General features: G+C 64.2%; 27 protein-coding genes and 1 pseudogene. 20 read left to right on the forward strand and 8 right to left on the reverse strand.

Translation table 11 applies throughout. The features are described 5' to 3' along the window. From GJ654_RS20870 to GJ654_RS16545, 14 genes and pseudogenes are all read left to right on the forward strand, one after another. A pseudogene (locus GJ654_RS20870) lies at window positions 1–1,059 on the forward strand (beta strand repeat-containing protein); the annotation flags it as partial. A 207-nt stretch (window positions 1,060–1,266) separates the two neighbouring features. Further along, window positions 1,267–3,291, forward strand: coding sequence for a glycosyl transferase (locus GJ654_RS16485; RefSeq protein WP_425540400.1), 2,025 nt, complete (start codon window positions 1,267–1,269; stop codon window positions 3,289–3,291). Window positions 3,292–3,677: 386 nt separating this feature from the next. Next, a complete protein-coding gene (locus tag GJ654_RS16490) occupies window positions 3,678–4,352 on the forward strand; it encodes a hypothetical protein (RefSeq protein ID WP_155447278.1) in 675 nt (224 codons plus the stop codon). An 84-nt stretch (window positions 4,353–4,436) separates the two neighbouring features. Continuing rightward, the gene (locus GJ654_RS16495; protein WP_155447279.1) at window positions 4,437–4,787 is read left to right on the forward strand and encodes a nuclear transport factor 2 family protein; all 351 of its coding nucleotides are present in this window, start codon (window positions 4,437–4,439) and stop codon (window positions 4,785–4,787) included. 12 nt (window positions 4,788–4,799) lie between these two features. Beyond that, the gene (locus tag GJ654_RS16500) at window positions 4,800–5,342 is read left to right on the forward strand and encodes a phosphatase (RefSeq protein ID WP_155447280.1); all 543 of its coding nucleotides are present in this window, start codon (window positions 4,800–4,802) and stop codon (window positions 5,340–5,342) included. Beyond that, the gene (locus GJ654_RS16505; protein ID WP_155447281.1) at window positions 5,330–6,511 is read left to right on the forward strand and encodes a class II D-tagatose-bisphosphate aldolase non-catalytic subunit; all 1,182 of its coding nucleotides are present in this window, start codon (window positions 5,330–5,332) and stop codon (window positions 6,509–6,511) included. The genes GJ654_RS16500 and GJ654_RS16505 overlap by 13 nt, the downstream gene beginning before the upstream one ends. Continuing rightward, on the forward strand, window positions 6,508–7,389 hold the full coding sequence (locus GJ654_RS16510) for a hypothetical protein (RefSeq protein ID WP_155447282.1): 882 nt from the start codon (window positions 6,508–6,510) through the stop codon (window positions 7,387–7,389). The genes GJ654_RS16505 and GJ654_RS16510 overlap by 4 nt, the downstream gene beginning before the upstream one ends. Then, window positions 7,383–8,294 carry a class I SAM-dependent methyltransferase gene (locus tag GJ654_RS16515; RefSeq protein ID WP_155447283.1) on the forward strand — a complete coding sequence of 304 codons (912 nt, stop codon included), beginning with the start codon at window positions 7,383–7,385 and terminating at the stop codon, window positions 8,292–8,294. The genes GJ654_RS16510 and GJ654_RS16515 overlap by 7 nt, the downstream gene beginning before the upstream one ends. 5 nt (window positions 8,295–8,299) lie before the next feature. Then, entirely contained in the window at window positions 8,300–9,889 is a 1,590-nt protein-coding gene (locus GJ654_RS16520; protein ID WP_155447284.1) for an NTP transferase domain-containing protein, read from the forward strand. Beyond that, window positions 9,886–10,233: a cupin domain-containing protein gene (locus GJ654_RS16525; protein WP_155447285.1), complete on the forward strand. Its 348-nt coding sequence runs from the start codon at window positions 9,886–9,888 to the stop codon at window positions 10,231–10,233. The genes GJ654_RS16520 and GJ654_RS16525 overlap by 4 nt, the downstream gene beginning before the upstream one ends. Window positions 10,234–10,439: 206 nt before the next feature. Next, window positions 10,440–10,706, forward strand: a complete 267-nt coding sequence (locus GJ654_RS16530) for a DUF2249 domain-containing protein (RefSeq protein WP_155447286.1) — start codon at window positions 10,440–10,442, stop codon at window positions 10,704–10,706. Further along, window positions 10,703–11,965, forward strand: coding sequence for a hypothetical protein (locus GJ654_RS16535; protein ID WP_155447287.1), 1,263 nt, complete (start codon window positions 10,703–10,705; stop codon window positions 11,963–11,965). Before GJ654_RS16530 ends, GJ654_RS16535 begins: the two co-directional genes overlap by 4 nt. A gap of 11 nt (window positions 11,966–11,976) precedes the next feature. Continuing rightward, the gene (locus GJ654_RS16540; RefSeq protein ID WP_155447288.1) at window positions 11,977–12,450 is read left to right on the forward strand and encodes a hemerythrin domain-containing protein; all 474 of its coding nucleotides are present in this window, start codon (window positions 11,977–11,979) and stop codon (window positions 12,448–12,450) included. Between the two features lie 71 nt (window positions 12,451–12,521). Further along, the gene (locus GJ654_RS16545; RefSeq protein ID WP_155447289.1) at window positions 12,522–13,583 is read left to right on the forward strand and encodes a DMT family transporter; all 1,062 of its coding nucleotides are present in this window, start codon (window positions 12,522–12,524) and stop codon (window positions 13,581–13,583) included. Window positions 13,584–13,587: 4 nt separating this feature from the next. On the opposite strand, the gene GJ654_RS16550 is transcribed toward GJ654_RS16545, so the two are convergent. The 7 genes from GJ654_RS16550 to GJ654_RS16580 all read right to left on the reverse strand — a co-directional run bounded on the left by GJ654_RS16550 (window position 13,588) and on the right by GJ654_RS16580 (window position 17,581). Further along, entirely contained in the window at window positions 13,588–14,349 is a 762-nt protein-coding gene (locus GJ654_RS16550) for a hypothetical protein (protein WP_155447290.1), read from the reverse strand. 93 nt (window positions 14,350–14,442) lie between these two features. Then, the gene (locus GJ654_RS16555; protein WP_155447291.1) at window positions 14,443–14,685 is read right to left on the reverse strand and encodes a hypothetical protein; all 243 of its coding nucleotides are present in this window, start codon (window positions 14,683–14,685) and stop codon (window positions 14,443–14,445) included. Between the two features lie 12 nt (window positions 14,686–14,697). Beyond that, window positions 14,698–15,234 carry a hypothetical protein gene (locus tag GJ654_RS16560; protein WP_155447292.1) on the reverse strand — a complete coding sequence of 179 codons (537 nt, stop codon included), beginning with the start codon at window positions 15,232–15,234 and terminating at the stop codon, window positions 14,698–14,700. Window positions 15,235–15,247: 13 nt separating this feature from the next. Next, window positions 15,248–15,607 (reverse strand): hypothetical protein, encoded by a 360-nt coding sequence (locus GJ654_RS16565; protein ID WP_155447293.1) that lies wholly within the window; start codon window positions 15,605–15,607, stop codon window positions 15,248–15,250. Between the two features lie 127 nt (window positions 15,608–15,734). Beyond that, on the reverse strand, window positions 15,735–16,514 hold the full coding sequence (locus tag GJ654_RS16570; protein WP_155447294.1) for an energy transducer TonB: 780 nt from the start codon (window positions 16,512–16,514) through the stop codon (window positions 15,735–15,737). Next, on the reverse strand, window positions 16,511–16,966 hold the full coding sequence (locus GJ654_RS16575) for an ExbD/TolR family protein (protein ID WP_155447295.1): 456 nt from the start codon (window positions 16,964–16,966) through the stop codon (window positions 16,511–16,513). Before GJ654_RS16575 ends, GJ654_RS16570 begins: the two co-directional genes overlap by 4 nt. Before the next feature lie 12 nt (window positions 16,967–16,978). Continuing rightward, window positions 16,979–17,581, reverse strand: a complete 603-nt coding sequence (locus GJ654_RS16580) for a MotA/TolQ/ExbB proton channel family protein (RefSeq protein WP_155447296.1) — start codon at window positions 17,579–17,581, stop codon at window positions 16,979–16,981. A 230-nt stretch (window positions 17,582–17,811) separates the two neighbouring features. Between GJ654_RS16580 and GJ654_RS16585 the strand changes: the two genes are divergently transcribed. The 6 genes from GJ654_RS16585 (at window position 17,812) to GJ654_RS20995 (ending at window position 23,502) form a co-directional block, all read left to right on the forward strand. Beyond that, window positions 17,812–19,035: a DUF763 domain-containing protein gene (locus tag GJ654_RS16585; RefSeq protein WP_155447297.1), complete on the forward strand. Its 1,224-nt coding sequence runs from the start codon at window positions 17,812–17,814 to the stop codon at window positions 19,033–19,035. A 50-nt stretch (window positions 19,036–19,085) separates the two neighbouring features. Next, on the forward strand, window positions 19,086–20,072 hold the full coding sequence (locus GJ654_RS16590) for an ABC transporter substrate-binding protein (RefSeq protein ID WP_246664792.1): 987 nt from the start codon (window positions 19,086–19,088) through the stop codon (window positions 20,070–20,072). A gap of 197 nt (window positions 20,073–20,269) precedes the next feature. Beyond that, window positions 20,270–21,016 (forward strand): ABC transporter ATP-binding protein, encoded by a 747-nt coding sequence (locus GJ654_RS16595; protein ID WP_155447299.1) that lies wholly within the window; start codon window positions 20,270–20,272, stop codon window positions 21,014–21,016. Then, complete coding sequence (locus GJ654_RS16600) at window positions 21,013–21,774, forward strand: ABC transporter permease (RefSeq protein WP_155447300.1); 762 nt, start codon at window positions 21,013–21,015, stop codon at window positions 21,772–21,774. Before GJ654_RS16595 ends, GJ654_RS16600 begins: the two co-directional genes overlap by 4 nt. A gap of 335 nt (window positions 21,775–22,109) precedes the next feature. Further along, the gene (locus tag GJ654_RS16605; RefSeq protein ID WP_155447301.1) at window positions 22,110–22,283 is read left to right on the forward strand and encodes a hypothetical protein; all 174 of its coding nucleotides are present in this window, start codon (window positions 22,110–22,112) and stop codon (window positions 22,281–22,283) included. A gap of 10 nt (window positions 22,284–22,293) precedes the next feature. Next, complete coding sequence (locus GJ654_RS20995) at window positions 22,294–23,502, forward strand: DUF2778 domain-containing protein (protein ID WP_246664793.1); 1,209 nt, start codon at window positions 22,294–22,296, stop codon at window positions 23,500–23,502. Between the two features lie 59 nt (window positions 23,503–23,561). Here the strand turns inward: GJ654_RS20995 and GJ654_RS16615 are convergent, their stop codons facing one another. Continuing rightward, entirely contained in the window at window positions 23,562–23,999 is a 438-nt protein-coding gene (locus GJ654_RS16615) for an iron-sulfur cluster assembly scaffold protein (protein WP_155447302.1), read from the reverse strand. Window positions 24,000–24,011: the final 12 nt, after the last annotated feature.

Consider the following 24,011-nt stretch of genomic DNA (forward strand, 5'->3'; position numbering starts at 1 on the left):
CTGACCACGGATCAGGCGCATGCGCTGACCTCCGTTCAGGCGGCGGCGCTGAGCAGCGCCAGCGTGGTGGCGCTGACCTCCGCCCAGGCGGCTGTTCTGACCACCGGCGCGCTCGCGGCTCTGACGACGAGCCAGATCTCGGCGATGGAGACGGTCGACCTCGCCGCTCTGTCGACGGCGCAGATCGCCGCGGTGACCTCGAGCCAGATCGGCGCGCTGACCACGGCCGAAGCGGTGGCTCTGACGACCAACCAGGTTCACGCCCTGAGCTCCGGCCAGGCGGCCGCGCTGAGCAGCGCCGCTTTGGCGGCGATGTCGACGGCCCAGGTGTCGGTGCTGACGACCGCGGCGACGGCGGCGCTGAAGGCCGCGCAGGTCGCGGCCCTGACCTCGGCCCAGACCGCGGCGCTGACCACGGATCAGGTTCGCGCGCTGACCTCCGCGCAGGCGGCGGCGATTGAGACCGTGGATCTGGCGGCGTTGTCGACGGCTCAGGTCGTGGTTTTGACCACGAGCGATGTCGCGGCCCTGATCGGGGCGCAGATTGGCGCGTTGAAGAGCGATCAGTTTGCGGCCCTTTCGACCGATCAGATGCATGTTTTGTCGTCAACTCAACTTGCGTCTCTGTCGACGGCCGACGTCGCGGTCATCAGCAACTCGAAGATCACCGCGCTTGCGCTGAACGCCATTGTGGGATTGACCACGGCGCAGGTCACGAACCTGACGACCGCCGCCGTCGCCGCCCTCAGCACCGGTCAGGTCAACGCGTTGCTGTCCAGTCAGGTCGGCGCCATGACCAGCGCTCAGTTCCAGGCCCTGGGCTCAAGCCAGGTCGCCGCGCTGAAGTCTTCACAGGTTGCTGCGCTGACCACAGCTGAGATCGACGTGTTGACGACCGATGAGATTGCGGCGATCAGCACTGCGGCCTTGCCGGGACTGACGACCACAGACATCTTGAGCATGACCAGCACCCAGGCGCAGGCCTTCACGACCGCCCAGTTCCAAGCGCTGAGCACGTCTCAGGCGGATGCGGTTCTCCTCGCCTATCTGAACAGCTAATATGATACGGCGCCGCCCACGGGCGGCGCCGTCCCGCTGGCGCAAGCTCGCGGGCAAGCAAGCCCGAGGCAAGGTCGGTGTCCCAGAAAGGGACGAGGCGGCAGGCTTACGCCCGCGCGCCCGGTTTCAAACCACGAACGAGCCTCACACGTGCCGAAGACAGCGACGCTCACAGTGCAAGAGACTGCGCCACAGGCGCAGCAGGACCTGCCTCTCCTCAACTCGCCCTTCCTCGAACTCGCCGCGCGCATCAAGCTTCGAGCTTTTCCTCTTGGAGATCTCATCCAGGCGGCGGAGGGGCTGAAGGCTCTTGGCCTGCCGCAGCAGGCGGCCGACCTCTACAACATGTGGATCGCCTATAACAACGAAGACAAGTTCGTTCATTTCGCCTGTTTCAATTATGCGGTCGCGCTGCGCGAACTCGGCGATCTCCCCGGATCGATCAACGCCCTGCGCGCCTGCTTGCACATCGATCCCTCCTTCGGCGCCGCGCATGTCAATCTCGGCCGCGCGTTTGAGGATGCTGGCCTGATCCCGGACGCCGTGCAGAAGTGGCGAAATTACCTCGAAGCGACAGCGGCAATTACGCCCGAGCGCGCCCAGCACCGGTTGATGGCGCTTCAGCATCTTGGCCGCGTCTACGAGAATTCCGAATTGCTGCAGGAGTCGGAAACCATCCTGCGCCAGGCGATCGAACTGCGGCCGGAGCGCACCGAGGCGGGCCAGCACTGGCTCGCATTGCGCCAGCGCCAATGCAAGTGGCCAGTGCTTACGCCTTCGGACCAGGTCTCGCAGGCGCAATTGATCGAGGCTATGTCGCCCATGGCGTTGGCGGTTTTCGCCGACGATCCGATGTTCCAGCTCGCCAAGGCCTATCGCTACGGCAAGTCGTTGGTCGGCAAGCGCGAGGAGGCGCCCTTCCAATGCGAGCCGCGTCCGAAATCGGGGGGGCGCGGCCGTCTGCGCATCGGCTATCTGTCCTCCGATTTGCGCGCTCACGCGGTCGGTTTTGCCCTCAGTGAAGTCCTCGAATTGCATGATAAATCGCGCGTTGAAACCTTTGGCTATTACTGCGGCGAGCCCAAGAGCGACTGTCCGGTGCAGATCCGTATCCGCGCCGCGCTCGACGGATGGCGCGACATTTCCGCGATAAGCGATCGCGCAGCGGCGGAGGCCATCCTGCGGGACGAGATCGACATTCTGGTTGATGTGAACGGCTACACCAAGCACGCGCGCACAAAGATCTTCTCCTGGCGTCCGGCGCCGGTGATCGTAAACTGGTGCGGCTATCCCGGCACGATGGGCACACCCTATCATCAATATTGCATCACCGACGCGCGCATCGCGCCGCCCGGGTCCGAGCGTTATTTTTCCGAACGCGTGTTGCGCATTCCTTGCAATCAACCAATCGACCGAAAGCGCGCCATCGATCCGTCGCCGACGCGCGCACAGGCGGGCCTTCCTGAAGGCGCCTTCGTCTACGCCTGTTTCAATGGCATGCAAAAGCTGACGCGCGCCGTTTTCGCGCGGTGGATGCGCATCCTCGCGGAAACGCCGGGCAGCGTGCTTTGGCTGCTGACGGGAACGCCCGACACCAACAAGCGACTTCAGGATGCGGCAGCCGCTGCGAGTGTTGCGCCCGAGCGACTTCTGTTCGCGCCCAAGGCGGGGAATTCAGCGCATCTCGCGCGCATCGCGCTTGCCGATCTGTTCCTCGACACTGCGCCCTATGGCGCGCATTCGACCGCCGCGGATTCGCTCACTGTCGGCCTGCCGATCCTGACCGTGCCCGGGCGCAGTTTCGCCTCGCGTTTCTGCGCCAGCGTGGTCGCCGCCGCAGGGCTCGACGATCTGATTTGCGCCAATGCGGAGGACTATGTGCAGCGCGCCATCGCCTTCGGTCGCAATCCGCAAAGCCTTGCGGCCTATCGGCAAAGGCTGACGCCGCAAGCGCGCGAAGGCAGCGTGCTGCGCGACATCCCCGCGCTGGTGCTCGGGCTTGAAGCCTGTTTCGAGCAGATGCAGTTGGAGCGCGAACAGGGCCTGACGCCGACGCCCGATCTGACCAATCTCGATCTCTACTACGAGATCGGCGCCGCGCTGGATCTCGAGGCGGTCGACCAGCTTGACGACGCTGCTTACGAGCGCGTCTATCGCGACCGGCTGGAGCTGTTGAACAAGCACCATCCGATCCCCCGCGACAATAGGTTTTGGCGCGCGCAAGACGCGTGATACGATTTCCGAACGATCAGTTCGGAAATTGTATTCCACTCGCGCGGACATCCGCCCTTCGCCTGGAGGATTTCCGCGCGATTTCGTTTTCGCGGATCGCGAAGCGATCTTGCTGAAACCGTATGACGTTCTGACATCGAAGCGAATTTGAATGGCCCGCCGGCGCGCGGGCCATATTCATGTCCTGTGGCCGCGCCAGTCTTGATCGCGCCGCCGCCGGGGAAGCGTCCACGGTTCAGCTACGGACAAGCTCCACATCTTAATCATGTCTAGCGCTCGATGCGCGGATTCGACCCTTCCCGACCAGGGTTCGCGACGGCATCCGGTCCATCACTCGAAAGGCTCCTCCAGCCATGAATGTCGCCTTGCTTGTCAGAGGACACAACATGCTCGACCGAGACCGGTTCGGGTTTCCCCTGGACAGTCGAGTCTGCATCGAACGCTTCGTCGAATATCTGTTGCGGCCCTTGCAAGCGGAGCATCAGGTCAAGGTCTATTTGGTCACATTCGACAGCCCGGCCGTTCAGGCCTGGACCGAGGCCCTCAATCCGGAAATCGTCACCTTGCTCGACCCCAAGGTCGGCAATCAGATCACGACCTTCACGCGGGGGCTTCAAGACGTCTACGCGCACAATCCCGACCTCGACTGCATCATCGCCGTGCGCTTCGATCTTCTCTATCTGAAGCCGTTCAACGAATGGGGCGTCAAGCTGAGCCGCGACCAGATCGTCTTCCCCTGGCGCGAATACAGACATTACTGGAGAGACCACAAGAGGGTCGGCGACGCCATCCACATCGTCGGCAAGAATGCAGTGCCCGCCTTCTTCAACGCCCTGCAAAGCATGGGTCTTCTCAGGCACCACATGCATCTTCTCTACTACATCGTCACGCTGGTCTATCCCAACCTCTCCTTCATCGACGACGGATTCTGGGACAGCAACACCGTGTTCAACAATCCCGAATGTTTCAATCCGATCTACCAGCTTTGCAACCGTCCCCGGCTCGATATTCCGCCGGGCAATCTGAACATGGTCATTCCGGAAATTCAGGGTCCGGATTGATGTCCGGCGATCGGCCTCCCGCGAGGACATTTGGTTTTGGCGAGAGGCGCCGTGGCGCCAGGAATTCGGCGGAGGGAGTGCAAGATGGCTGACGATCAACGGCATGATTTGAGGAACGAGACGCTGCGCTATGCGACGCTTGTCTCGGAGCGCGACCTGACCAATGTCGCGGTCATGCTGCACGACGACGCCGTGCTGTTCGACCCCGGCGAAAAGGAAATCGTCGGTAAGCAAAGCATCGTCGCCTTCATGGGCAAATTGTTCGCGCTCGATCCCGTGTTTCGCTGCGAGGTCGCGAACATCTGGCTCGATGGCGCCGTCTCGATCCTCGAGTTCCAACTCACGATCGGGTCCGCTCGCATCGCGGGCGTCGATGTCATCGAATGGCGCGACGGGCGCATCGCCAGAATTCGCGCTTACGTCGACCCGGTTTGAAGGACATGACGCATGACAGCCACTGAAGCCGCCCCGAAGCCTCAAGTTTTCATCCTTGATGTCGATGGCGTGATGACCGATGGCGCGCAGTATTACACCGCCGAGGGCAAGCTGATGAAACGCTTCGGGCCCGACGATCACGACGCCCTCAGTCTCATCAAGAAGCGCATCGAGATCCGCTTCGTCTCGGGCGACGCGCGCGGCTTCGAGATTTCCCGCCGGCGGATCGAGACGGACATGAAGTTTCCACTCGACCTCGTCAGCACCCATGACCGCGTGGCGTGGATCGCCGAGCGCTATCCGCTCGACCGGGTGATCTACATGGGGGACGGCCTTTTCGATGCGCTGGTCTTTCGCAGGATCGCTTACGGGATCGCTCCGGCGGACGCCGACCCTGCGGCGCTTCATCACGCCAATCATGTCACGCGGCGTCCCGGCGGCCATCGGGCCGTGGCGGAAGCCTGCATGCACGTGATGACGAAGTTTTTTGACGGTTTCGACGTCCTGGGCGTCGACGTCGCCGGCTATGAGGTTTCGGGCGGATGGACAGCATAATTCGCAAAAGGCTCGCCGAGCAGCTTTCTCATCGTCCGTGCACCTTGCTCGGCGTCGGGCCGATGAGCCTCAATTGCGTCGATGCGGCGATTGGGCTCGCCAATCGGCACGATGTGGATCTGATGCTCGTCGCAAGCCGTCGGCAGATCGACACGGATCGGCTGGGCGGCGGCTATGTCAATGGCTGGAACGCCTCGCGTTTCGCCGAATATGTCCGCCAGCGCGACGTGGGGGGCCACATCCTGCTGTCGCGCGATCATGGCGGTCCCTGGCAGAACACGGAAGAGATCAAGCGCGGTTACGACGCCACGTCCGCGATGGATTCGGCGCGCGCTTCCTACGAAGAAGACATAGCCGCGGGCTATTGCGTCATCCATATCGATCCCAGCGTCGGGCCCGACGGCGGCGCCCCCTCGTTCGAGGACGTGCTGGAGCGTCTGTTCACGCTCTACGAATTCTGTTGGAAAACCGCGCGCCGCATGGGGCGCGACATCGTCTTCGAAATCGGCACGGAAGAGCAGGACGCCGTGTCCCAGGCGCTCGACAGCCTGTGTGCGCTGATCACCCAGGTGACGAAATTTTGCAGGGGAAACAACCTGCCTCTGCCCTTCTTCGTCGTGGCGCAGACCGGCACCAAAGTCATGGAGACCGTCAATGTCGGCTCCATGAACAGCCCTTATCGCATTGCCGAGGAGGTGCCCTCCACGGTCCATCTGCCTGGCGTGCTCGCGATTCTCAACCATTTCGGTCTGCATCTCAAGCAGCACAACACCGATTATGTCTCCGATGAGGTGGTCGGTTGGCATTCCTGGCTGGGCATTCACGCGGCGAATGTGGCGCCGGAGTTCGGCGTCGTGGAATCGCGCGCCTTGCTGCATGTGCTGGAATCCCAGCGCCTGAACGTCTTGCGCGATCGCTTCCTGGAGATCGCCTACGAGACGAAGAAGTGGGAAAAATGGATGTTGCCGTCGACGACGGCGACCGACCGTCAGAAAGCGGTGATCGCCGGTCACTACACGTTTTCGACGCCTGCCTTCCTGGAGCTCAAGGCCCAAGTCCAGTCACGGCTCAACGGTTCGGGCGTCGTGCTCGATGACGTCCTGCGCTCTTGGGTCGAAGCGTCGATCGCCCGCTACCTTTTCGGCTTCCGTCTGGTGAACCAAGCATGAAACCGCGCATCGCCACCATCATCCTGAACCGAAACATGCCGGAGTCGACGGACGCGCTGGTCGATTTCCTGCAGAACTGCAACAATGGCGAACAGGACATTTATGTGGTCGAGAGCGGCTCAGCCCGCGGCCGCCTGTCCCGCTATTACAGTTTCTGGGCGAATTCGGAGGAAGCCCGGCGCGACGGATTGCGCTGGCCGCGCGGGTTCAATTACGGCCTGTTCGAATTGTTCAAGGCGGGCAAGTTCTTCGATTACGACTATTTCTTTCTCGTCTGCAACGACGTCGTCTTCCTCGACAATCCGATCCCGCCGATGCTGAGCGAAATGGATGCGCATGGCAAGGTCGGGATCTTGTCGCCCTGCGCCGAAAACTGGCAGGAACAGTCGATGATCGGCGAGGCCTCCACCGCCTATGTCTGGCACATCAATCACCTCGCGTGGATGGTGCGGCGCTCCTTCATTGAAACGGTGAAGGAAACCGAGAATCCCGGTCCGCTCAACTTTCTCTATGACGGAAGCAATTTCCGCGGCTATGGCGTCGATCTGGAGCTGATCATCAAGGGCTATGTCAACGACTACGCCACGGCGGTGACGACCAAGTCGATGATCCGCGAGAACACCGACATCCTGCGCTGCAAGGCGGATCTGATGCAGACCGACCCTTTCACGATCAACCAGCGCCGCGTCTTCGAGGAAGGTCGGCAATGGATGCGACGCAAATACGGTTTCACGACGCGCATGCACATGAACCATTACGCGTCGACCTTCTACGATCGCTTTTTCCGGATCAATCCCGAATGCCAATGCTACCGCCTGTCTTCGGCGACCGAGCGGTTGCTGGCGACACTCGCACCCCTGGAGGCTGAGCCGTGCTGACCGATGACCACAAGACGCGCAAGCTGACGGCTTATTGGGACGACCTTGTCGGCGGCGACACCAGCCAATACAAGGAAGCTGTCCTCGATCACCTGATCACCACCTATCTCCCCGATTGCATCGAGACCATCCTCGACATCGGTTGCGGCACCAGCGACATCGCTTTCAAGCACCGGGATCGCCTGAAGGCGTCGAAATTCGTCTGCGCCGATTACGACGCCGCCATTGTCGAACGCATGAAGGCGGAGCATGCGGGGCAGAATGTCGAATGGCGCGTCGGCGATATTTTCGTGATCGATCAGTGGGAGGATCGGTTCGATCTCGTCTTCCTCCTCGACATGATCCATGAAATCTACTCCTTCTACGGTCGCGTCTCGCGCGACGCGCCGGGCGAGATCGACCATGAGCGCGGAAGCAAGGCGGTGCGCGACGCGCTCGCCTCGGTGGCGCGCATTGTCCGGCCGGGCGGCGGTATCGCCATCACAGACAATGTGTTGACCGCCGAAACGGGGCCGGTCACGGTTCGGATGCGGACGCCGCAGACGCGCGCCGCCGTGGAGCGTTTTCTCAGCGAATATCCGTCGCGGCGCATGAAGGTCGAACGCCCGCAGGACGATGTCATCGTCCTCGCCGCGCACGACTTCTGCATCCTGCTCACCCAATACAACAAGATCAAGACCGGGCAGGAGCACCGCTGGCGGGTCGAACAGCTGGAAATCCACCAATATCTCGACGAGGAGGGATATCGGCGGCTGTTCGATGAACTGGGCTTCGATCTGCACTGCGTGATCGGCACGCCGAAGCCGGCGCTCGACGAGTGGCGGTCCGATTTCGATGTTCTGGCGGGTCTGCCTGACCTTCCGCCCAAACGGGTCACGTTGCTCGCCACCAAGCGGCTCGGGTGAGCGCAATGGCTTACGATGTCTGCATTCTGGCGGCGGGCGTCGGCTCGCGCCTCACCGCCTTCGGCGGCAATCTGCACAAGGGTCTGCTGCCGGTTGGCAATATCGCGGTGGTGTCGCGCATCATCCGCGCCTTTCCACGCGACACCCGCTTCGTCATCGCGCTCGGCAGCAAGGCCGAGCAAATGCGCGATTACCTTGCCCTGGCGCACCCGGATGCGGACATCGCCCTGGTGACGGTCGATAATTTCGACGGTCCCGGCTCGGGACCGGGGACGTCGTTGCGCGCTTGTCGCGACCAACTGCCCGGCCCCTTCATTCTCACGAGTTGCGATACGCTGGTGGAGGGGGTGATCCCGCCTCCGGACTTTAACTGGATCGGCGTTCAGCAGGCGGAACATCCCGAGCGTTGGTGCACCGTCGGCTGCGATGCGCAGGGCGATGTCACGCGCCTGATCGACAAGTCTCCTGAGGGCACGAGCCTCGCCTTCATCGGCATCGCCGGCATTCGCGACGCCGAAGCTTTCTGGGCCGCGCTCGGCGTGATCGGCGCGCAGGGCGAGGCGCAGGTCGTCCCCGGCCTCGAGGCCTTGATTCCGTGCGGGCTCAAGACCGCGCCGCTGACCTGGATCGACACCGGAACGGATGCCAACTGGGCCGAAGCCTGCAAGGCGCACGAGAAGAATTTCACCTTCGAGGGCAAGACCAACGATGTGACCTATCGCATGGGCGATCAGGTGATCAAATTGTTCTTCGATCCTCACGCGGCCCAGCGTCGGTTGGAGCGCGGACGCGCCAACGCCGACACTTTTGTCGAAGTTTTGGGCGCGCGCGGGCATTGCTGCGCCTATCGGTTCGTCCATGGCGCGCTGCTGTCCAAAACCCTCGACGCCGCGCAAACACGGCATTGCCTAGAATGGCTGCAGAGCCGGTTCTGGCGCCCGGCCGCCGTCGACGCGACCATATTCGCCCAAGCCTGCCGACGATTCTATGTTGACAAGACCCTGCAACGGCTCGACGCCTTTGTCGCGGCCCATGGGGTCGCTTGGGAAGACGAGACCATCCTGCTCAACGGCCGGCCGTGTCCGTCGGTGCGCGCCATGATCGACGGCGCGGCGAAGGCGCTCGCCGAAAACGGGCTCCCATCGACATTCCACGGTGATCTGCACGCGGACAACATTCTGATCGCCGAAGACGGCGGTTATTGTCTGATCGATTGGCGCGACGATTTCGCCGGACTGACGGAGGCCGGCGACCGCTATTACGACCTCGCTAAATTCTTCCACACGCTGGATTTGTCGGTCGAGGTCATGGACGTGGGCGACTATCATGTCGATGCGCGCGCGCCGACGGATTTCCAACTGCGCCATCGCCTCGGCGCGTCGCTCGAACGCGCGCAAGCCGCCTTCTGGGCCTTCGCTGAAGAGAATGGCTACGATCGCAACCTGATCGAACTGTTGAACGGCGTCATCTTCATCAACATGTCGCCGCTCTACGACAAAGCCATGGGTCGCTACCTCTATCTGCTGGGACGCCTGCGCATGGCCGAAGCCATCGCAGCGCGCGGAGCCGACGCCATTCAGGAGCATTGCGCATGACCGAGACCGTGAAGCCTTGGGGGCGCGAGCTCCTCATCGTCGCCAATGAACGCTATGCGCTCAAGGATATTTTCATCAAGGCGGGCACGCGGTCGAGCCTCCAATATCACGAAAGAAAGCTCGAAACGATTCTGCTGCTGTCGGGCCGGCTCACCCTGGAATCCGGGACTGGCGACGGGCCCTATGCCACGCGCGACTACACCGCGGGGGAGTCTTATTCGATCAGCCCGGGGATGCATCACCGCGTCACTGCGCAGGAAGACACGCGCTTGATCGAGGTCTCGACGCCCGAGCTCGACGATGTCGTCCGCATCCACGACGATTACGGTCGCGCGCGGAGCTGATGATCGCCGCACCATGGTCGTTTTCGCGGATCGCGAAGCGATCTTGCGAAAACCGTATGAAACCGCTCTGAATCCCAAGCCGACCCCTGGCGGCAGGCGCGCGCGTCGCGGCTGCCGCTTTCTGTCGTGAGTTTGCTGAAGGGCAAAGAAGGCAGACCTCGTGTCAGTGTATCCACGCCGACCGTCACATCGGGAGGCAAGCCTTCATGTCAGACAACCGCGATGGCCCCCGCGTCTGGCGGGGTGAGGAAGGGCTCCATGTCGATGTGCGCGGGCTGCCCTGTCCCGAACCGCTGGTCACTGTGCTGCAATTGATCGACAGCGGCATGGCCGAGGATTTTCTCATCGCGCATCTCAGCCAGGAGCCGCTGCTGCTCTACCCCGAACTGGACGAGCGCGGCTGGCGGCATCGCTTTGTCGCGACCGATCAGCCGGGCCATGTCGCACTCGAAATGGTCCGGACGCGCGCATGACCGTCTTTCTCGCCTCCGCCAAAAGCCGGCTGTTGCCGGCCTCCGTGCCGTTTCGCTTTTTCGCCGCCGCGAGCGCGCTCCACATCGCGCTTTGGGTGGCGCTGATCTTTGCCGCGGGTGAATTCACGCAATTTCGTGGGGGGGTTGGAAGGTCTCTCGCCGCCGTGCATCTTCTCACCGTCGGCGTGCTGGTGATGACGGCGGCGGGGGCGTCCGTGCAATTGCTGCCGGTAGCGACTTCGCGTCCGCTGGCGGCGGTGTCGCCGATCAAGATCGTGTTCTGGCTGCTGGGACCGGGCGTGCTGGCTCTGGTCGGCGGCATGGGTTTTGCCGACGTTGGCGCCATGATCGTTGGCGCGACGGCCTGCGTTTTGGGGCTGCTGCTGTTCGCGGGCCTGTTCGCCGAAAATTTGCGCCGCTCCGCGAGCATGCCGCTGGTCCAGGCATTTGGATGGGCGGCGTTCGTTTCGCTGATCCTGTTGCTGGCGCTCGGGCTTGCCCTCGCCGTGGACAACCGCATCGGCTTTCTTCCCGACCACGCCGGGCTGGCGCTGGGCCACATGATCCTTGGCGCCTTCGGCTTCATGGGCCTGCTCGCGCTCGGTTTCAGCCATGTGCTCGTGCCGATGTTCGCCCTGGCGAACGCGCCCAAAGGGCAGATGGCCTGGATCGGCTTCTTCCTTGCGACGGCGACGGTGGTCGTCGCCTCCGCCGGCGCCTTTTTCGCAAGCACGCTCGTGCTGTCGGCGTCGTGCCTTCTCGGTCTGGCCGCCGCCGCTGTTCACCTGCATTTGATGCGGATGACGCTGAAGAAAGGCATGCGCAAGCGCCTTGGCATGTCGTTCGTCCTCGTAAAAATCTCCTGGGCGATGCTGGCGCTGACTCCGCTGGTCGGCCTCGCCGCCTTGAACGGTTTTGCCGGGCCGGGCGGTCCCACCCTGTTTGGCCTCGTCGCGCTCGGTGGCTGGCTGATGACGTTTCTGTTCGCCATTCTGCAACGCATCGCGCCTTTCCTTGCCTCTATGCATGTCTCGCGGGCGAGCGGCGGGCCGGTCCTGCTGTCAGACCTCGGCGCGAGCGCGCCGCTGACGGTCCACGCCTGGCTCCACCTCGCGGCGCTCGCCGGACTGGCGGTCGCGATCGTGCTCGACAACGCCCTCGTCGCGGCGATCGCCTCCGCGGTCGGCCTCGCGGGTTCCCTGGCTTTCGCCGCGTTCATCGCCGGAATTTTGAAGCGCGTCGCCTCCGGCAAAACTTGAGGAGCTTATTCATGTTCGCCAACCGCATCAGCCAGACTCTTCACGAGGAACACGGCGCAACCATCGAACTGATGGAGCGCCTCGAAGCCATGATCCCGCGCAAGACCCCGATCGACGCGGGAAATCCGCTGCTGCGCGATCTCGCCGCCGCCATCGAGGCCGATACGATCCGCCACTTCGATTTCGAGGAGCAGCACCTGTTTCCAATGCTCGCCTCGGTCGGCGACCAGTTGATCGGCGACCACCTCACCGAGGAGCACAGTTTTATGCGCCCGGTGGCGCAAAAGCTGGAGGGCCTGTGCCGCGCGGCGCAACAAAATGGTTTCGACGATGAGAGCTGGAAACAGTTCCAGCGCGCCGGCGCCGAATTCGTGCAGCGCATGCTGATCCACGTCCAGAAGGAGGAAATGGCGCTGCTGCCGTTGATCGACGGCACGATGGACAGCGCGACGGAGGAGCGCCTCTACGAGGCCTACGCCGGCTGAAGTTTTTTCGCGGCCGCGCTTGCATGTGCGGCCGCGAGGCGATGTAACCTCCGCGAGGGGAGGCGGCGCCGATGGTCAAGAACGATCTTTCGCATGTGTGGCCGGGCGTTCCGCTGGCGCTCGGCTCGGCGCTGCTGTTCGGCCTGACCGCGCCGCTCTCGAAATTTTTGCTGGCCGACGTCGATCCGCAATTGCTGGCGGGCGCCCTCTATCTCGGCGCCGGCCTCGGCCTCGCAGCGTCTCATGGCGCCCGCCGAGCGCTGAAAATTCCGGCGGATGAGGCGTCCCTGCGGCTGGGCGATCTGCCCTGGCTGGCTGTGGTTGTCGTGGCGGGCGGACTGCTCGGCCCGCTGCTGCTGATGCTCGGCCTTAACGAGACGAGCGCGGCGAACGCCTCGCTGCTGCTCAATCTCGAAGGGCTCGCCACCATGGCGATCGCCTGGATTGTCTTCCGCGAAAATGTCGACGCGCGGCTCCTTGCGGGGGCTTTCGCCATCTTGCTCGGCGCTGTCATTCTGTCGTGGCGGGGGAGCGGCGTGGCGCTCGACCGGGGCGCGCTGCTGGTCGCCGGCGCCTGCCTGTGCTGGGGGCTCGACAACAATTTGACCCGCAAATTGTCGTTCGCCGATCCCGTCGTGATCGCCTTGGTCAAGGGGATCGCAGCGGGAGGAGTCAACGTCGGCGCCGCCCTGTTTCGCGGCGCGGCGGCGCCGGAATTCTTCCTGTTCGCGGCGGCGCTGCTCGGCTTTTTCGGCGTCGGCGTCAGCCTCGTTCTGTTCATCCTGGCGCTGCGCCATCTCGGGGCGGCGCGGACCGGCGCCTATTTCTCATTGGCGCCGTTCATCGGCGCGCTCGCCGCCATCGCGTTTCTGCACGAGGCGTTTTCGGCCCGCCTGCTTGGCGCGGGCGCCTTGATGGCGGTCGGCGTTTGGCTGCATCTCTCCGAACGCCATGACCACGAACATGACCACGACGCGCTGGAGCACGACCACGCCCATGTGCATGACGAACATCACCAGCGCGACCACGAAGGCCCCGTGGTCGAGCCGCACGCGCATCGGCATCGCCATGACGGGCTGGCGCATGCGCATCCGCATTATCCCGACCTGCACCACCGCCACGGCCACGACTGACACTTTATTTCGAGTCGCGCACGTGGACGACGGCGAACTCGTCGGCGTAGAGGCGCCTCCAGCCATCGAGTTTTTCGAACGCCGCGATGGCGGCGTCGCCGGGCTGAAGCAGGGTCCAGGCGACATCGTTTTCGCTGACGAAGCGGCGCATCTTTTCGGGGTCGGTCTCGTCGATGGCCGCGGAATACGATTTCCGAAGGATAAGTTCGGAAATCGTATTCCGCTCGCGCGGAAATCCGCCCTTCGCCTGAAGGATTTCCGCGCGATTTCGTTTTCGCGGATCGCGAAGCGATCTTGCGGAAACCGTATAATAGGCTTCTATGCGCTTCGCCCCATAAAATTCGGCGCGGCCATCGATAAGCGTCGGCACGTGCTGCGAGATCAGGAAACCGCCGAAATAATAGTTGTTGAAGACCTTGCCGCTGACGCCCGCCGCCCGCACGGCGGCCAGCGCCTGCTCCGGCGTGGCATGGGGAACCGGATGAAATATCGGGCTGCGCGCCGCATTGACGAGGGATGTCGCCACCAGCAGGGCGCCGGCGAACACCCCGAGATTGAGCCGTTTTCCCAGCCAATCCGACAAAGGTCGCGCCGCGCCGAGCCGCTCGCCAATCGGCGCGGCCAGCGTCAGCGTCGCGACAAAGGCGAACAGGGATTGGTGGCGAATGTGGGCGAATGCCAGGTGAATCAGGATCGCCAGCAGCAGCAGGCGCGGCAGCGGGACTTTGAGGCCCGAAAACAGCGCCGCCGCGACCCCGCCGATCACGAATATTTCGAAGACCGAAAGATGAGAAAAATCCTGCTGTTTCCGCTCATTGATGTGTTTTAGGGCCTCGCCCAGGTCGAGTACGGAAAAGGCTCACGTCAGCGCGCCCGGCCCATAAGCGTGAACCAGCGTGGCGAGGGTCGCCAGCGCCGCGAACAAGGCCCAGCGCATCGCCAAACCCACGCGTTTCTCTGTCGAGGCGCGCAAAAAGGCTTCCAGGGCGAAGGGGGCGATCAGCGCGAGGCCGATCAGAAAGGAGCCGTGCAGATTGGTCCAAAAAACCATCAGCGCGAGCGACCACCATGGCGGCGTCCGCACCTCCTCTGCCGCGCGCATCAAAACAATCGTCTAGCCGACGAACAGCGGCCAGGCCAGCACATGGGGTCGCGCCACCACCACATGATCCGCGACCAGCGCGACGGCGAGGGGCAGCCGGCGCGACAGTTCGACAAAAATCAGCGTCAGCGCCAAGGCGACGGCCGCGCTCGCCAGCGCGACGACGCCAATCCATCCGCCGTAGCGCTGCGCCAGGGCGTAAAGCACTTGCGCGCCCCATTCCTTGGCCATCCAGGGCGCGCCCGCCATGGTCCAGGAATAGCTGTCCACCGTCGGAAAATGCTGGGTTTCGAGGATGCGCCGGCCGGTTTCGATAGGCCAGAGCATGTCTGGTTCGGACAGAAGCAGCGGCCCGACCGTCATGTACCAGGCGAAAACCGCCAGTCCGACCGCGAGCGACGCCCGGACCGAGATTTTGAGCGGCTCTCGAACGACCGGCAGCGTCGGCGGGTAGGTGAGGAGCGAGCGGACGGCCGGATCCGCGGGGCTGGCGAGGGACATGGGCGACGTCTCTGGATTTTTGCGCGCGTCGCCTGTGTAGCGGGTCACGGTTAATTTCGCGTCAGTCCACCGTAACCAGATAGGTCAGCCTGGAGCAGCCGTGGCGCTTGCCCACATCGGCGCAGGCGCGGATCTCGTAGCTGTCGCGGCCTCGATCGTTGGGGAGCGCATGGTAGGCGAAGCGATTTTCGCCCAGCGTGGCGATCACGCCATGTTTTGGCGGCAGCGCCACACTCACCGAGGTGAAATGATAGCCGGGGCCTTCCCGAAACGAAGACACACAGAAACTTTCCGGATCCGTGCGGACCTGGGCGCTGACATGGTCGTTGCGGTCAGGAAAAAATTCGACGGGGCTGATCACGCAGTCGGCGTGCGCCTCGCAGGCGAAAACGAACAAAGCAATTGCAAGGAACCACCGCATCGGCGCGCTCCGCGAGTTCGGCGAGAGCCGCACAATAGCACAGGTTCGGTTCCGGCGCAGGTTTAGCGCATTTTCAAGCGAAGTGGATGCCGGTTCGCGTGAAGAAAATGCGTCAAAACAAAAAGCGCTAGCGCAGGTTGAACCTGATGCTCGTCGCGGTCGAAAAACGTCCGCCGGGCGGGGGCGGGGTGTGCAGCGAACTCAGGATCGCATGCGCCGCGCCGTCGAGCGCGCCATTGCCGGACGAGCGGGTGATGGACTGACTGACCACCCGGCCCGACGGCCCGATGGTGAAGGCGACGCCGACCGAGCCGGTGATCCCCGCCGCGCGCGCCGCAGCCGGGAAAAATTTCTTGCGGTTCAACTCGGCCACCACCAGCCCGGCGTAAGCGCTGGGCGACATGCCGTTCGCGTGCTGTGCGCCATGCGCCGCGCCGCGCCGGGCCTCGGCGCGCGCGTCCTGGGCCCTGCGACGCTCGATCGCTTCTTCGCGCTCCTCCTCACGCTCCTGCCGGCGTTTCTGCGCCAATTCGCGCTTGCGGCGCTCGGCCGTCGGGTCCGGTTGATCTTCGAGCTTGGCCACGAGTTTGGGCGGCGTTGGCTTGGCGACCGGCAGCGGCGGCGCCTCTGGCGCGACGATCTGCGGCGGCGGCGCCGTCAGTTCGGGCGGCGCGGCTGCGGACGCGGCTTCCGCGGGAGGCGGCGCGGCGGGCGCGATCTCCTCTTGCGGCTTCTGGTCCGCGTCGGATTCGCCCAGCGCAACGAGGCCGACCTCCATCGACTCCAGCGGCGGCGCGGGGACCACGTCCGGCTTGAAGGTGAGAAAGGCCGTGGAATGGGCCGCCACGATCAGCGCGAGCGCGGTGGGACGCAACCAGGCCGGTCTGATCGCGGGCGAAAGGTTCATTGTCGCGGCTCGGTCGGCGCCGGCTTTTCCTTGCGGCTGTCGGTGACGATCGCCAAATGGGTGAGGCCGTTGGCCGCGAGTTCGTCCATCAGCGCGACGATCTGGCCGAAGGCCGCCTCCTTGTCGCCGCGCAGGTGGATGGTGCGGCCCAGATCATCGCCCAGCTTCAGCTTGATCCTTTCGACCAGGTCGGCGCGGTCCACCTGTTCCGCCCCGAGCGACACTTTTCCATCACGGTCGATGGCCACGACCATGGGCTCCTTGGGGTCGAGCGGTTTCGCCGCCTTGGCCTGCGGCAGGTCGACCTTCACGCCAGTGGCGAGCAGCGGCGCAGTGACCATGAAAATGATCAGCAGCACCAGCATGACGTCGACGAGCGGGGTTACGTTGATGTCCGCCTGGGGCCGAAAGAATCCGGGCCGTCCATTGTGGTTCGGGGCGCCGCCAGCCATGGACAAAACTCCTCAGGCGAGATCGCGGCAGAATTGCGCGGCGCGGTCGGCGGCGCGGTGGGTCATGCGCTGGCCGATGCGGCTGAACGCGGCCCCCAAGCGGTTGTAGGCGATGGAGGCGGGAATGGCGGCGGCCAACCCATAGGCGGTGGCGGCCAGGGCCTCGGCGATGCCGGGCGCGACCACGGCGAGCGAGGTGTCGCGCGCCGCCGCTATGCCGACAAAACTCGCCATAATGCCCCAGACCGTGCCGAACAGGCCGATGAATGGCGCGACCGAGGAGATGACGGCGAGATTGGCGAGCCCGCCTTCGGCATTCATCAACACCTCGATATGGCCGCGCGTCAGCTTTTCGGTCACACGGGCGCGGCGTTCGGAAACGGTTTCGCCCGCAATGCGGATTTTCGCCTCCTCATGGCCCTCCATGTCGGACGCCTCCAGCAGGGGGGAGTTGGTGAAACGCAGGGCGCGCGACAGCCGCGCCAGACCGAACAGGGCTTCAACGATCAGCAGCCAGCACCAGATCGAGGCGAGGCCGAGCACGACCATGACGATCTTGCCGACAAGACCCGCCTGCAGGAACAGGGCGAGCGGGGAGAGGGAAAGGGCGTCCATGATGATTCCTTGGGCGGGGCGGTCGACTTGTCGCAGGTTTCCGCCCCATTTACGACAGATTAACGGCGGCGCCCGCTCGAAGCCAGCGCGGGCGTTCGGGAAAAAGTCCCGATCCGCTTTGGCGTTTGCGCTGGCGCAATTTTTTGGACGCTCCCCAGACGCATCGAACTGTGGTTTGCTGCGCGCAGGGGCAGGGCGATGACAAAGGCGCGGGAAGGAAGGCTCAACTGATGGCGCGACGCGCGGGCGGCGCCGATCTGCCCCTGCATGGCGGGCGGGTTCCCGCTTGGCTCGGCCAGCGCATGACCCGCCTCGGCGCGGTGATCGTGGAAGCGATCGTCCATCATTACGGTCGCGACGAATTCTTGCGGCGCCTCGCCCATCCCTTCTGGTTCCAGTCATTTGGCGCAGTGATGGGCATGGACTGGCATTCCTCGGGAATCACCACCAGCGTGATCGGCGCGTTGAAACGGGGCTTGGAGCCGCTGTCGGGCGAACTTGGGCTTCGCGTCTGCGGCGGCCGGGGGAAACATTCGCGAAAAACGCCCGTCGAGTTGCAGGATATTGGCGCGCGCGTCGGTTTTGACGGCGCGGCGCTGGCGCAGGCCAGCCGCATGGTCGCCAAGGTCGACAGCGCCGCCGTGCAGGACGGTTTTGACCTCTATCTCCACGGTTTTATTGTCGCCGACGATGGCAAATGGGTTGTCGTGCAGCAGGGCATGAACGGCGAAACGCGCATGGCGCGCCGCTACCATTGGCTCTCCGAAGGTTTGGATGATTTTGTCGATGCGCCCCACGCCGCCATTGATGGCCAGAACCAGGGCGAGATCGTCAATCTGACGGACCATCGCGCCCAAAAATCACGGGCGCGGCAGTTGGACCTGCTACGCGACCTCGGCCCCGACGGCTGCGCGCGCGAATTCGCCGCCTTGCAGCCGCACGCTGAGCCGGCGCAGATGCTGCTGCCGCATTTGTTTATGCCGGCGCATCACGATGTCCGCCCGGAGAACGTGATCTTGCGCCGCCTGCAAGGCGCGCTCGCCGCAGCGGCGGATGCAGGCCCAAAAGATTTTTCCGAATTGCTGATGGTCCCGGGCGTCGGCGCCCGCACCGTGCTGTCGCTGGCGATGGTCGCGGAGGTGGTGCATGGCGCGCCCTGCCGCTTCTCCGATCCCGCGCGGTTTTCGCTGGCGCATGGCGGCAAGGACCGGCATCCTTTTCCGGTCGCGACCAAGGTTTTTGATGAGACGATCGGCGTGCTGAAAAGCGCTGTCGCCAAGGCGAAGCTCGGTAACGACGACAGGCTCGAAGCGCTGCGCCGCCTCGACGCGGAGGCGCGGCGGCTGGAGACGGCGGGCGGAAGCACGTTCGACGAAATGGTCGGCGAGGAGCGCCGCAGCTCGGAAGAATTCGGCGGCAGGAGCGTGTTCGGCTGGGAAAAAGGTGAGGCTTGACCCTTGCGTCCCGATGGCTTCTGCTGCGATCATCTTGACGGAGCCTGCCCTTGTTCCGAACAGTTTTTTTCGCTTGTGTCCTCGTCTTCCACTCCGTTGCGGCGCAAGCGGCGGACAAGGTGACCTTCGCCGCCAACTGGCTCGCCCAGCCCGAGCATGGCGGCTTCTATCAGGCGCTGGCCGACGGCGCCTACGCGAAATACGGCTTGGACGTCACCATCCTTCCCGGCGGCCCCCAGAAGAACAACCGTTTGCTGCTCGCGGCGGGAAAAGTCGATTTCTACATGGGGGACAACATCATTGGGCAATTCTCCGCGCTGGCGGAAGACATTCCCATCGTCACGCTGGCCGCGATCTTCCAGAAGGACCCGCTGATCTTCATGTCGCATCCTGGCGCGGGTTTCGATCGGTTTGAGGATCTGACCAGGGCCAAGGCGTTTGTCGGCCTTGCCACGTTGACCACGGTCTGGCCGTGGATGGAGAAGAAGTGGGGCTTTTCGCGGAAGAACGTCGCGCCCTACAATTACAATTCCGCTCCCTTCATTGCCAACAAATCTTCGATCCAGCAGGGCTATGCCACCTCCGAACCCTTCGCCATCGCGCGCGACGGCGGGTTCCAGCCGAACGTTTTCCTGCTCGCCGATCATGGCTTCGAGACCTATTCGACGACCATTGAGACGCGTCGCGATTTTCTCGAGAAACATCCGGATGTTGCGCGGCGCTTCGTTGAGGCCTCGATCCTCGGCTGGGTCCATTATCTCCACGGCGATAATGCCGCCGCCAACGCCGCGATCAAGGCGCAGAACCCGGATATTGATGACGCCCTGATCGCCTTTTCCATCGCGCAGATGAAAGCATTCGGCATTGTCGAATCCGGCGACGCGCTGACCAAGGGGATCGGCGCGATCGACTTGGCGCGCGTCCAGCGCCATTACGCCGAGATGGTGGAGGCGGGCGCGGCGGCAAAAGGGCTCGATGTCGCCAAGGGGCTCGACCTGCGCTTCGTCAATCACGGTCTTGGGCTGGAAGGCAAGTGAATGGGGTGCGTCACGTCGCTCTCCACCGTCATGGCCGAGCTTGTCCCGGCCATCCACGCAGGCATGGAGCGAGACGGTCTTGCTGAGCTTATGAGGCGTTCGTCCCGGCCTGAAACGCTGAAGCGATGTCTTGGCGTGGATGCCCGGGACAAGCCCGGGCATGACGTCCCCGGGGGGAGGGACGGGGAAAGCCGCCCATGACCGCCCCCCTTCTCACCCTCCAAGACCTGTCCCTGACCTTCCCCGGACGCGCCGCCCCGGCGCTGGAGCGCGTCGATCTTTCCGTGCGGCGCGGCGAAACCCTCTGTTTGCTCGGCCCCTCCGGCTGCGGCAAGAGCACGCTTCTGCGGCTGGTCGCCGGCCTCGAAACCCCGACCGGCGGCGCCATCGACTGGCCCGACAATAAGCCGGAAATCGGCTTCGTCTTCCAGGAGCCGAACCTCATGCCCTGGGCCGACGTCGCCGCCAATGTCGCCTTGCCCTTGCGGCTCGCGGGCATGGGGCGGCGCAAGGCGGCGTCGCGCGTTGAGACGGCGCTGGAGCGCGTTGGGCTAAAAGGCTTAGGAAAGATTCTGCCGCGCGAACTGTCCGGCGGCATGAAGATGCGCGTTTCGCTGGCGCGCGCTCTGGTGGATGGGCCCGACCTGCTGCTCCTCGACGAGCCCTTCGCCGCGCTGGACGAGATCACCCGCTGGGAGCTGAACGACGCGCTGCAAAATCTGCGCGCCGGCGTCACCATCCTGTTCGTCACCCATTCGGTCTACGAGGCCGCCTATCTCGCCGACCGCGTTTGCATCCTGAGCGCCAATCCCGGCCGCGTCCACGCCCTGGTCGCGCTTGAGGAGACGCGGACGACCGGGGCGGCGCTGCGCGCCAGCCCGGCCTATGCGCAGACCTGCGTGCGCCTCAGCCAAGGCCTGCGACAGGCGATGGAGGCCGCATGATCGCGCGACTCACCCCTGTTGTCGCGCTCGCCGCCCTGATCGGTTTCTGGGAGGTTTTTGTTGTCCTGCTCGAAATCCCGCCGGCGCAACTGCCGGCGCCGAGCCTGATCGCCTCGACGCTCCTCGCCAACGCGCCACAATTGCTCGGCGCCGCCGCGACTACGCTTTTCGAAGCCTTGCAGGCGCTGGCGTTGGCTGCTGCGGGCGGCGTGGCGCTCGCGCTGCTGTTCGCGTGGTCGCCGTTGCTGGAGCGCGCCTTCCTGCCCGTCGCCGTGGTCTTGCAGGTCACGCCGCTGATCGCGGTGGCGCCGCTGCTGCTGATCTACCTGCAACCGCATGCGGCGGTGCTGGCCTGCGCGGCGCTTGTCGCCTTCTTTCCCATTCTGTCCAACGCGAGCGCCGGCCTGCGCGGCGCCGACCGGGGCCTGGCCGAGCTGTTCCGCCTGAAGGGCGCGTCGCGAACAAAAATCCTGTTCTGGCTGCGGCTGCCCTCGGCGCTGCCCTCGATTTTCGTCGGATTGCGAATCGGCGCCGGGCTGTCCCTGATCGGCGCCGTGGCCGCGGAACTGGCCGCCGGGGCGGCGGGGCAGGGGGAAGGATTGGCCTTCCGCATCGTCGAGGCGGGCTACCGGCTAAAAATTCCGATGATGTATGCGGCCGTATTTTTGCTTTGCCTTTGTGGCCTTGCGCTCTATGGCGCATTCGCCGGACTCGACCGGATTCTCTTGCGTCGCTGGCGGGACAGGCCTGAGATTTAAGGTCGAAAACAGGGCGGTGTAGCTTACCTGAAACTGGTGTGGCTTCCGTGTAACTGTCAAATAAATTTCTCGTGATCCTCATTTTCGCCTTTTTTCAGGTCTTTTTTGCCTGAGCTGGGGCGCTGACGAATTGCGTCGCCGCCCGGGCTTGAGAGGGAAGTGAGTTCGCTGTTGCGGCGTGGCGATGCGCCTCTAAGCGGCAATCCTTGTGTTCTGTTGGCTAATGGACCCGAAAAGCGGCGCTTTTCGGGACGGGAGAAATTTGCGCTCGACCGCGACCCGCCGGTCACTCAAAGCGCAAGGGGGAAGTCCGGCGGGCGGAGCAGGCAAAAGACATGCAAGACAACCGCGACAAATTTAATCGAATTTTAGGCATGATTTGCTCCAATGAGCAAACGGGCGCCGACCGGATCGAGTTTTGGTGCGGCTTTGGCTCCCGCGCCGCGCAAAAGACGAATCACCGCGCGGCGGGCGTATGCCCGGCGTCACATGATCAAGTCAGTTTGTGAGAGTAGGCGGATGACCGACTGGAGTTTCGAAGCCAACGCGCTGGACGCCATGGAAAAAGCCAGCCTGCCGCGCAAAATCTTCACCCGGACCGTCCCGGTCCTCGCCGCCATGTCGTTTTCGGCGCTGGTCGCCCTGCGCGTCGCCGGCGGCTTGGCCAACCAGGCGATCGCTCCGGAGCCGCCGCAAGGCTCCACCGCCGCCAAGGCCGCTCCGGCCGCGGACGCGCCGGTTCAAGCCGCCGTCCTCCCGCAGCCGACCCCGCGCCTCGCCGCCGCGGACATTCGCCCGGCGGCCAGCCCCTATGGCGAATTGTTCGATCCGGACTACGCCAGCGGCGGCAATATCGTCGCGGACGGTCGCCCCTTCGCGCTCGACAGGTCGCTGTTCCAGTCCGACCCGATGTATCAGCCCGAACCCGAGGCGCAACAGCAGGTCGCCGAGGTCGAGCCTCAGCCCGAACCCGCGCCGGCCGCGCCCCTGACCGAACCGCAGAAAGGCGCCGCCGAACTCGGCCTGCGTCTGGCGGAAGAGGAGTCGGTGGTCCCGCAGCCTCCAGCCCGCCCGACCAATCTTTCGCCGGCGCGCGTCGCCAAGGTCGAGGAGCCCAAGGCGACCCCGGCCCCCAGCGCAGCCCAACCCCCCATGTCGCCGCGCGTCGCCGCCCGCCGCCTGCGCGCCCAGCCGCAGATGCAGGCGGAGACCGACACGCGCAGCTTCTTCGACAAACTGTTCGGCAGCAGCGGCGACAAGCCCAAGGAAAAGGGTCCGCAGCTCGCCTATGCGTCGCCGGACGGCGGCAGCGCGCTGAAAATGTCGAGCGGCCTGTTTTCCGCCGCCCGTCCTTCCGAAGGGGTGGCCGTCTACAACATTGCGGCGCACACCGTCACCCTGCCCAGCGGCAAGCAACTCGAAGCCCATTCCGGCCTCGGCCCCTATTTCGACAATCCCGGCGGCGTGCATCTGCGCATGAAGGGGGCCACCCCGCCGGCGACCTACAAGCTTTCCCTGCGTGAAAGCCTGTTCCATGGCGTCCAGGCGCTGCGCCTCACCCCCCTCGACAGCAATGTCCACGGCCGCAACGGCCTCCTGGCCCACACCTTCATGCTTGGCCCGCGCGGCGATTCCAACGGCTGCGTCTCCTTCCGCAACTATCGCGATTTCCTGGAGGCCTATCGGAACGGCGAAATCAGCCACCTGAAGGTGGTGAGCGGCGGCTGATATTTCCAGAGCCCAAAGCGTCTTCAGCCCTCGTCCTGCGAAGGACGGGGGCTTTTTTGTCAGCTGTCCGCGCCGACCTCGATCTGGTCCAGCGCCTTCACCACCGCGTCGAAGATCAAGAGAATGGAGGCGTGCCGCGCCTTGTAGTCGCGCGCGCCCTCCAGCACCCCGGCGTCGGCGAACTTGCCCTGCGGCGGCGGCCCATTTTCCTTCAGCATTTTTCGCATGGTCTCGCGCAACGCGCGCAATTCCTCAGGCGTCGAACCGATGATGTGCCGGCCCATGGCGGCGCAAGCAGCCTGCCCCAGCGCGCAGGCCTTCACGTCCTGGGCGAATTCGGCGACTTTTCCGCCCACCAGCGACAGATCGGCGGTGACGCTCGATCCGCACAGCCGCGAATGCGCGCTGGCCGAAGCCTGCGGCGCCGGCAGGCGGCCGAGATGCGGAATGTTCGCCGCGAGCGCGAGGATTTTGGCGGAATAGACGTCGTCGATCATCTTGGCTGTCCA

This window comes from Rhodoblastus acidophilus, assembly GCF_009720655.1.
GTDB classification, from domain to species: Bacteria; Pseudomonadota; Alphaproteobacteria; order Rhizobiales; family Beijerinckiaceae; genus Rhodoblastus; species Rhodoblastus acidophilus_A.

Excerpts from the sequence above, each read along its gene's own strand:
- GJ654_RS16575 (WP_155447295.1), bottom strand. The coding sequence starts at position 16,966 with ATGGCTGGCGGCGCCCCGAACCACAATGGACGGCCCGGATTCTTTCGG.
- GJ654_RS20995 (WP_246664793.1), top strand. The coding sequence starts at position 22,294 with ATGACCGACTGGAGTTTCGAAGCCAACGCGCTGGACGCCATGGAAAAA.
- GJ654_RS16525 (WP_155447285.1), top strand. The coding sequence starts at position 9,886 with ATGACCGAGACCGTGAAGCCTTGGGGGCGCGAGCTCCTCATCGTCGCC.
- GJ654_RS16490 (WP_155447278.1), top strand. The coding sequence starts at position 3,678 with ATGCTCGACCGAGACCGGTTCGGGTTTCCCCTGGACAGTCGAGTCTGC.
- GJ654_RS16565 (WP_155447293.1), bottom strand. The coding sequence starts at position 15,607 with ATGCGGTGGTTCCTTGCAATTGCTTTGTTCGTTTTCGCCTGCGAGGCG.
- GJ654_RS16500 (WP_155447280.1), top strand. The coding sequence starts at position 4,800 with ATGACAGCCACTGAAGCCGCCCCGAAGCCTCAAGTTTTCATCCTTGAT.
- GJ654_RS16535 (WP_155447287.1), top strand. The coding sequence starts at position 10,703 with ATGACCGTCTTTCTCGCCTCCGCCAAAAGCCGGCTGTTGCCGGCCTCC.
- GJ654_RS16580 (WP_155447296.1), bottom strand. The coding sequence starts at position 17,581 with ATGGACGCCCTTTCCCTCTCCCCGCTCGCCCTGTTCCTGCAGGCGGGT.
- GJ654_RS16585 (WP_155447297.1), top strand. The coding sequence starts at position 17,812 with ATGGCGCGACGCGCGGGCGGCGCCGATCTGCCCCTGCATGGCGGGCGG.
- GJ654_RS16540 (WP_155447288.1), top strand. The coding sequence starts at position 11,977 with ATGTTCGCCAACCGCATCAGCCAGACTCTTCACGAGGAACACGGCGCA.
- GJ654_RS16505 (WP_155447281.1), top strand. The coding sequence starts at position 5,330 with ATGGACAGCATAATTCGCAAAAGGCTCGCCGAGCAGCTTTCTCATCGT.
- GJ654_RS16600 (WP_155447300.1), top strand. The coding sequence starts at position 21,013 with ATGATCGCGCGACTCACCCCTGTTGTCGCGCTCGCCGCCCTGATCGGT.
- GJ654_RS16545 (WP_155447289.1), top strand. The coding sequence starts at position 12,522 with ATGGTCAAGAACGATCTTTCGCATGTGTGGCCGGGCGTTCCGCTGGCG.
- GJ654_RS16510 (WP_155447282.1), top strand. The coding sequence starts at position 6,508 with ATGAAACCGCGCATCGCCACCATCATCCTGAACCGAAACATGCCGGAG.
- GJ654_RS16495 (WP_155447279.1), top strand. The coding sequence starts at position 4,437 with ATGGCTGACGATCAACGGCATGATTTGAGGAACGAGACGCTGCGCTAT.
- GJ654_RS16520 (WP_155447284.1), top strand. The coding sequence starts at position 8,300 with ATGGCTTACGATGTCTGCATTCTGGCGGCGGGCGTCGGCTCGCGCCTC.
- GJ654_RS16605 (WP_155447301.1), top strand. The coding sequence starts at position 22,110 with ATGCAAGACAACCGCGACAAATTTAATCGAATTTTAGGCATGATTTGC.
- GJ654_RS16595 (WP_155447299.1), top strand. The coding sequence starts at position 20,270 with ATGACCGCCCCCCTTCTCACCCTCCAAGACCTGTCCCTGACCTTCCCC.
- GJ654_RS16530 (WP_155447286.1), top strand. The coding sequence starts at position 10,440 with ATGTCAGACAACCGCGATGGCCCCCGCGTCTGGCGGGGTGAGGAAGGG.
- GJ654_RS16570 (WP_155447294.1), bottom strand. The coding sequence starts at position 16,514 with ATGAACCTTTCGCCCGCGATCAGACCGGCCTGGTTGCGTCCCACCGCG.
- GJ654_RS16555 (WP_155447291.1), bottom strand. The coding sequence starts at position 14,685 with ATGCGCGCGGCAGAGGAGGTGCGGACGCCGCCATGGTGGTCGCTCGCG.
- GJ654_RS16615 (WP_155447302.1), bottom strand. The coding sequence starts at position 23,999 with ATGATCGACGACGTCTATTCCGCCAAAATCCTCGCGCTCGCGGCGAAC.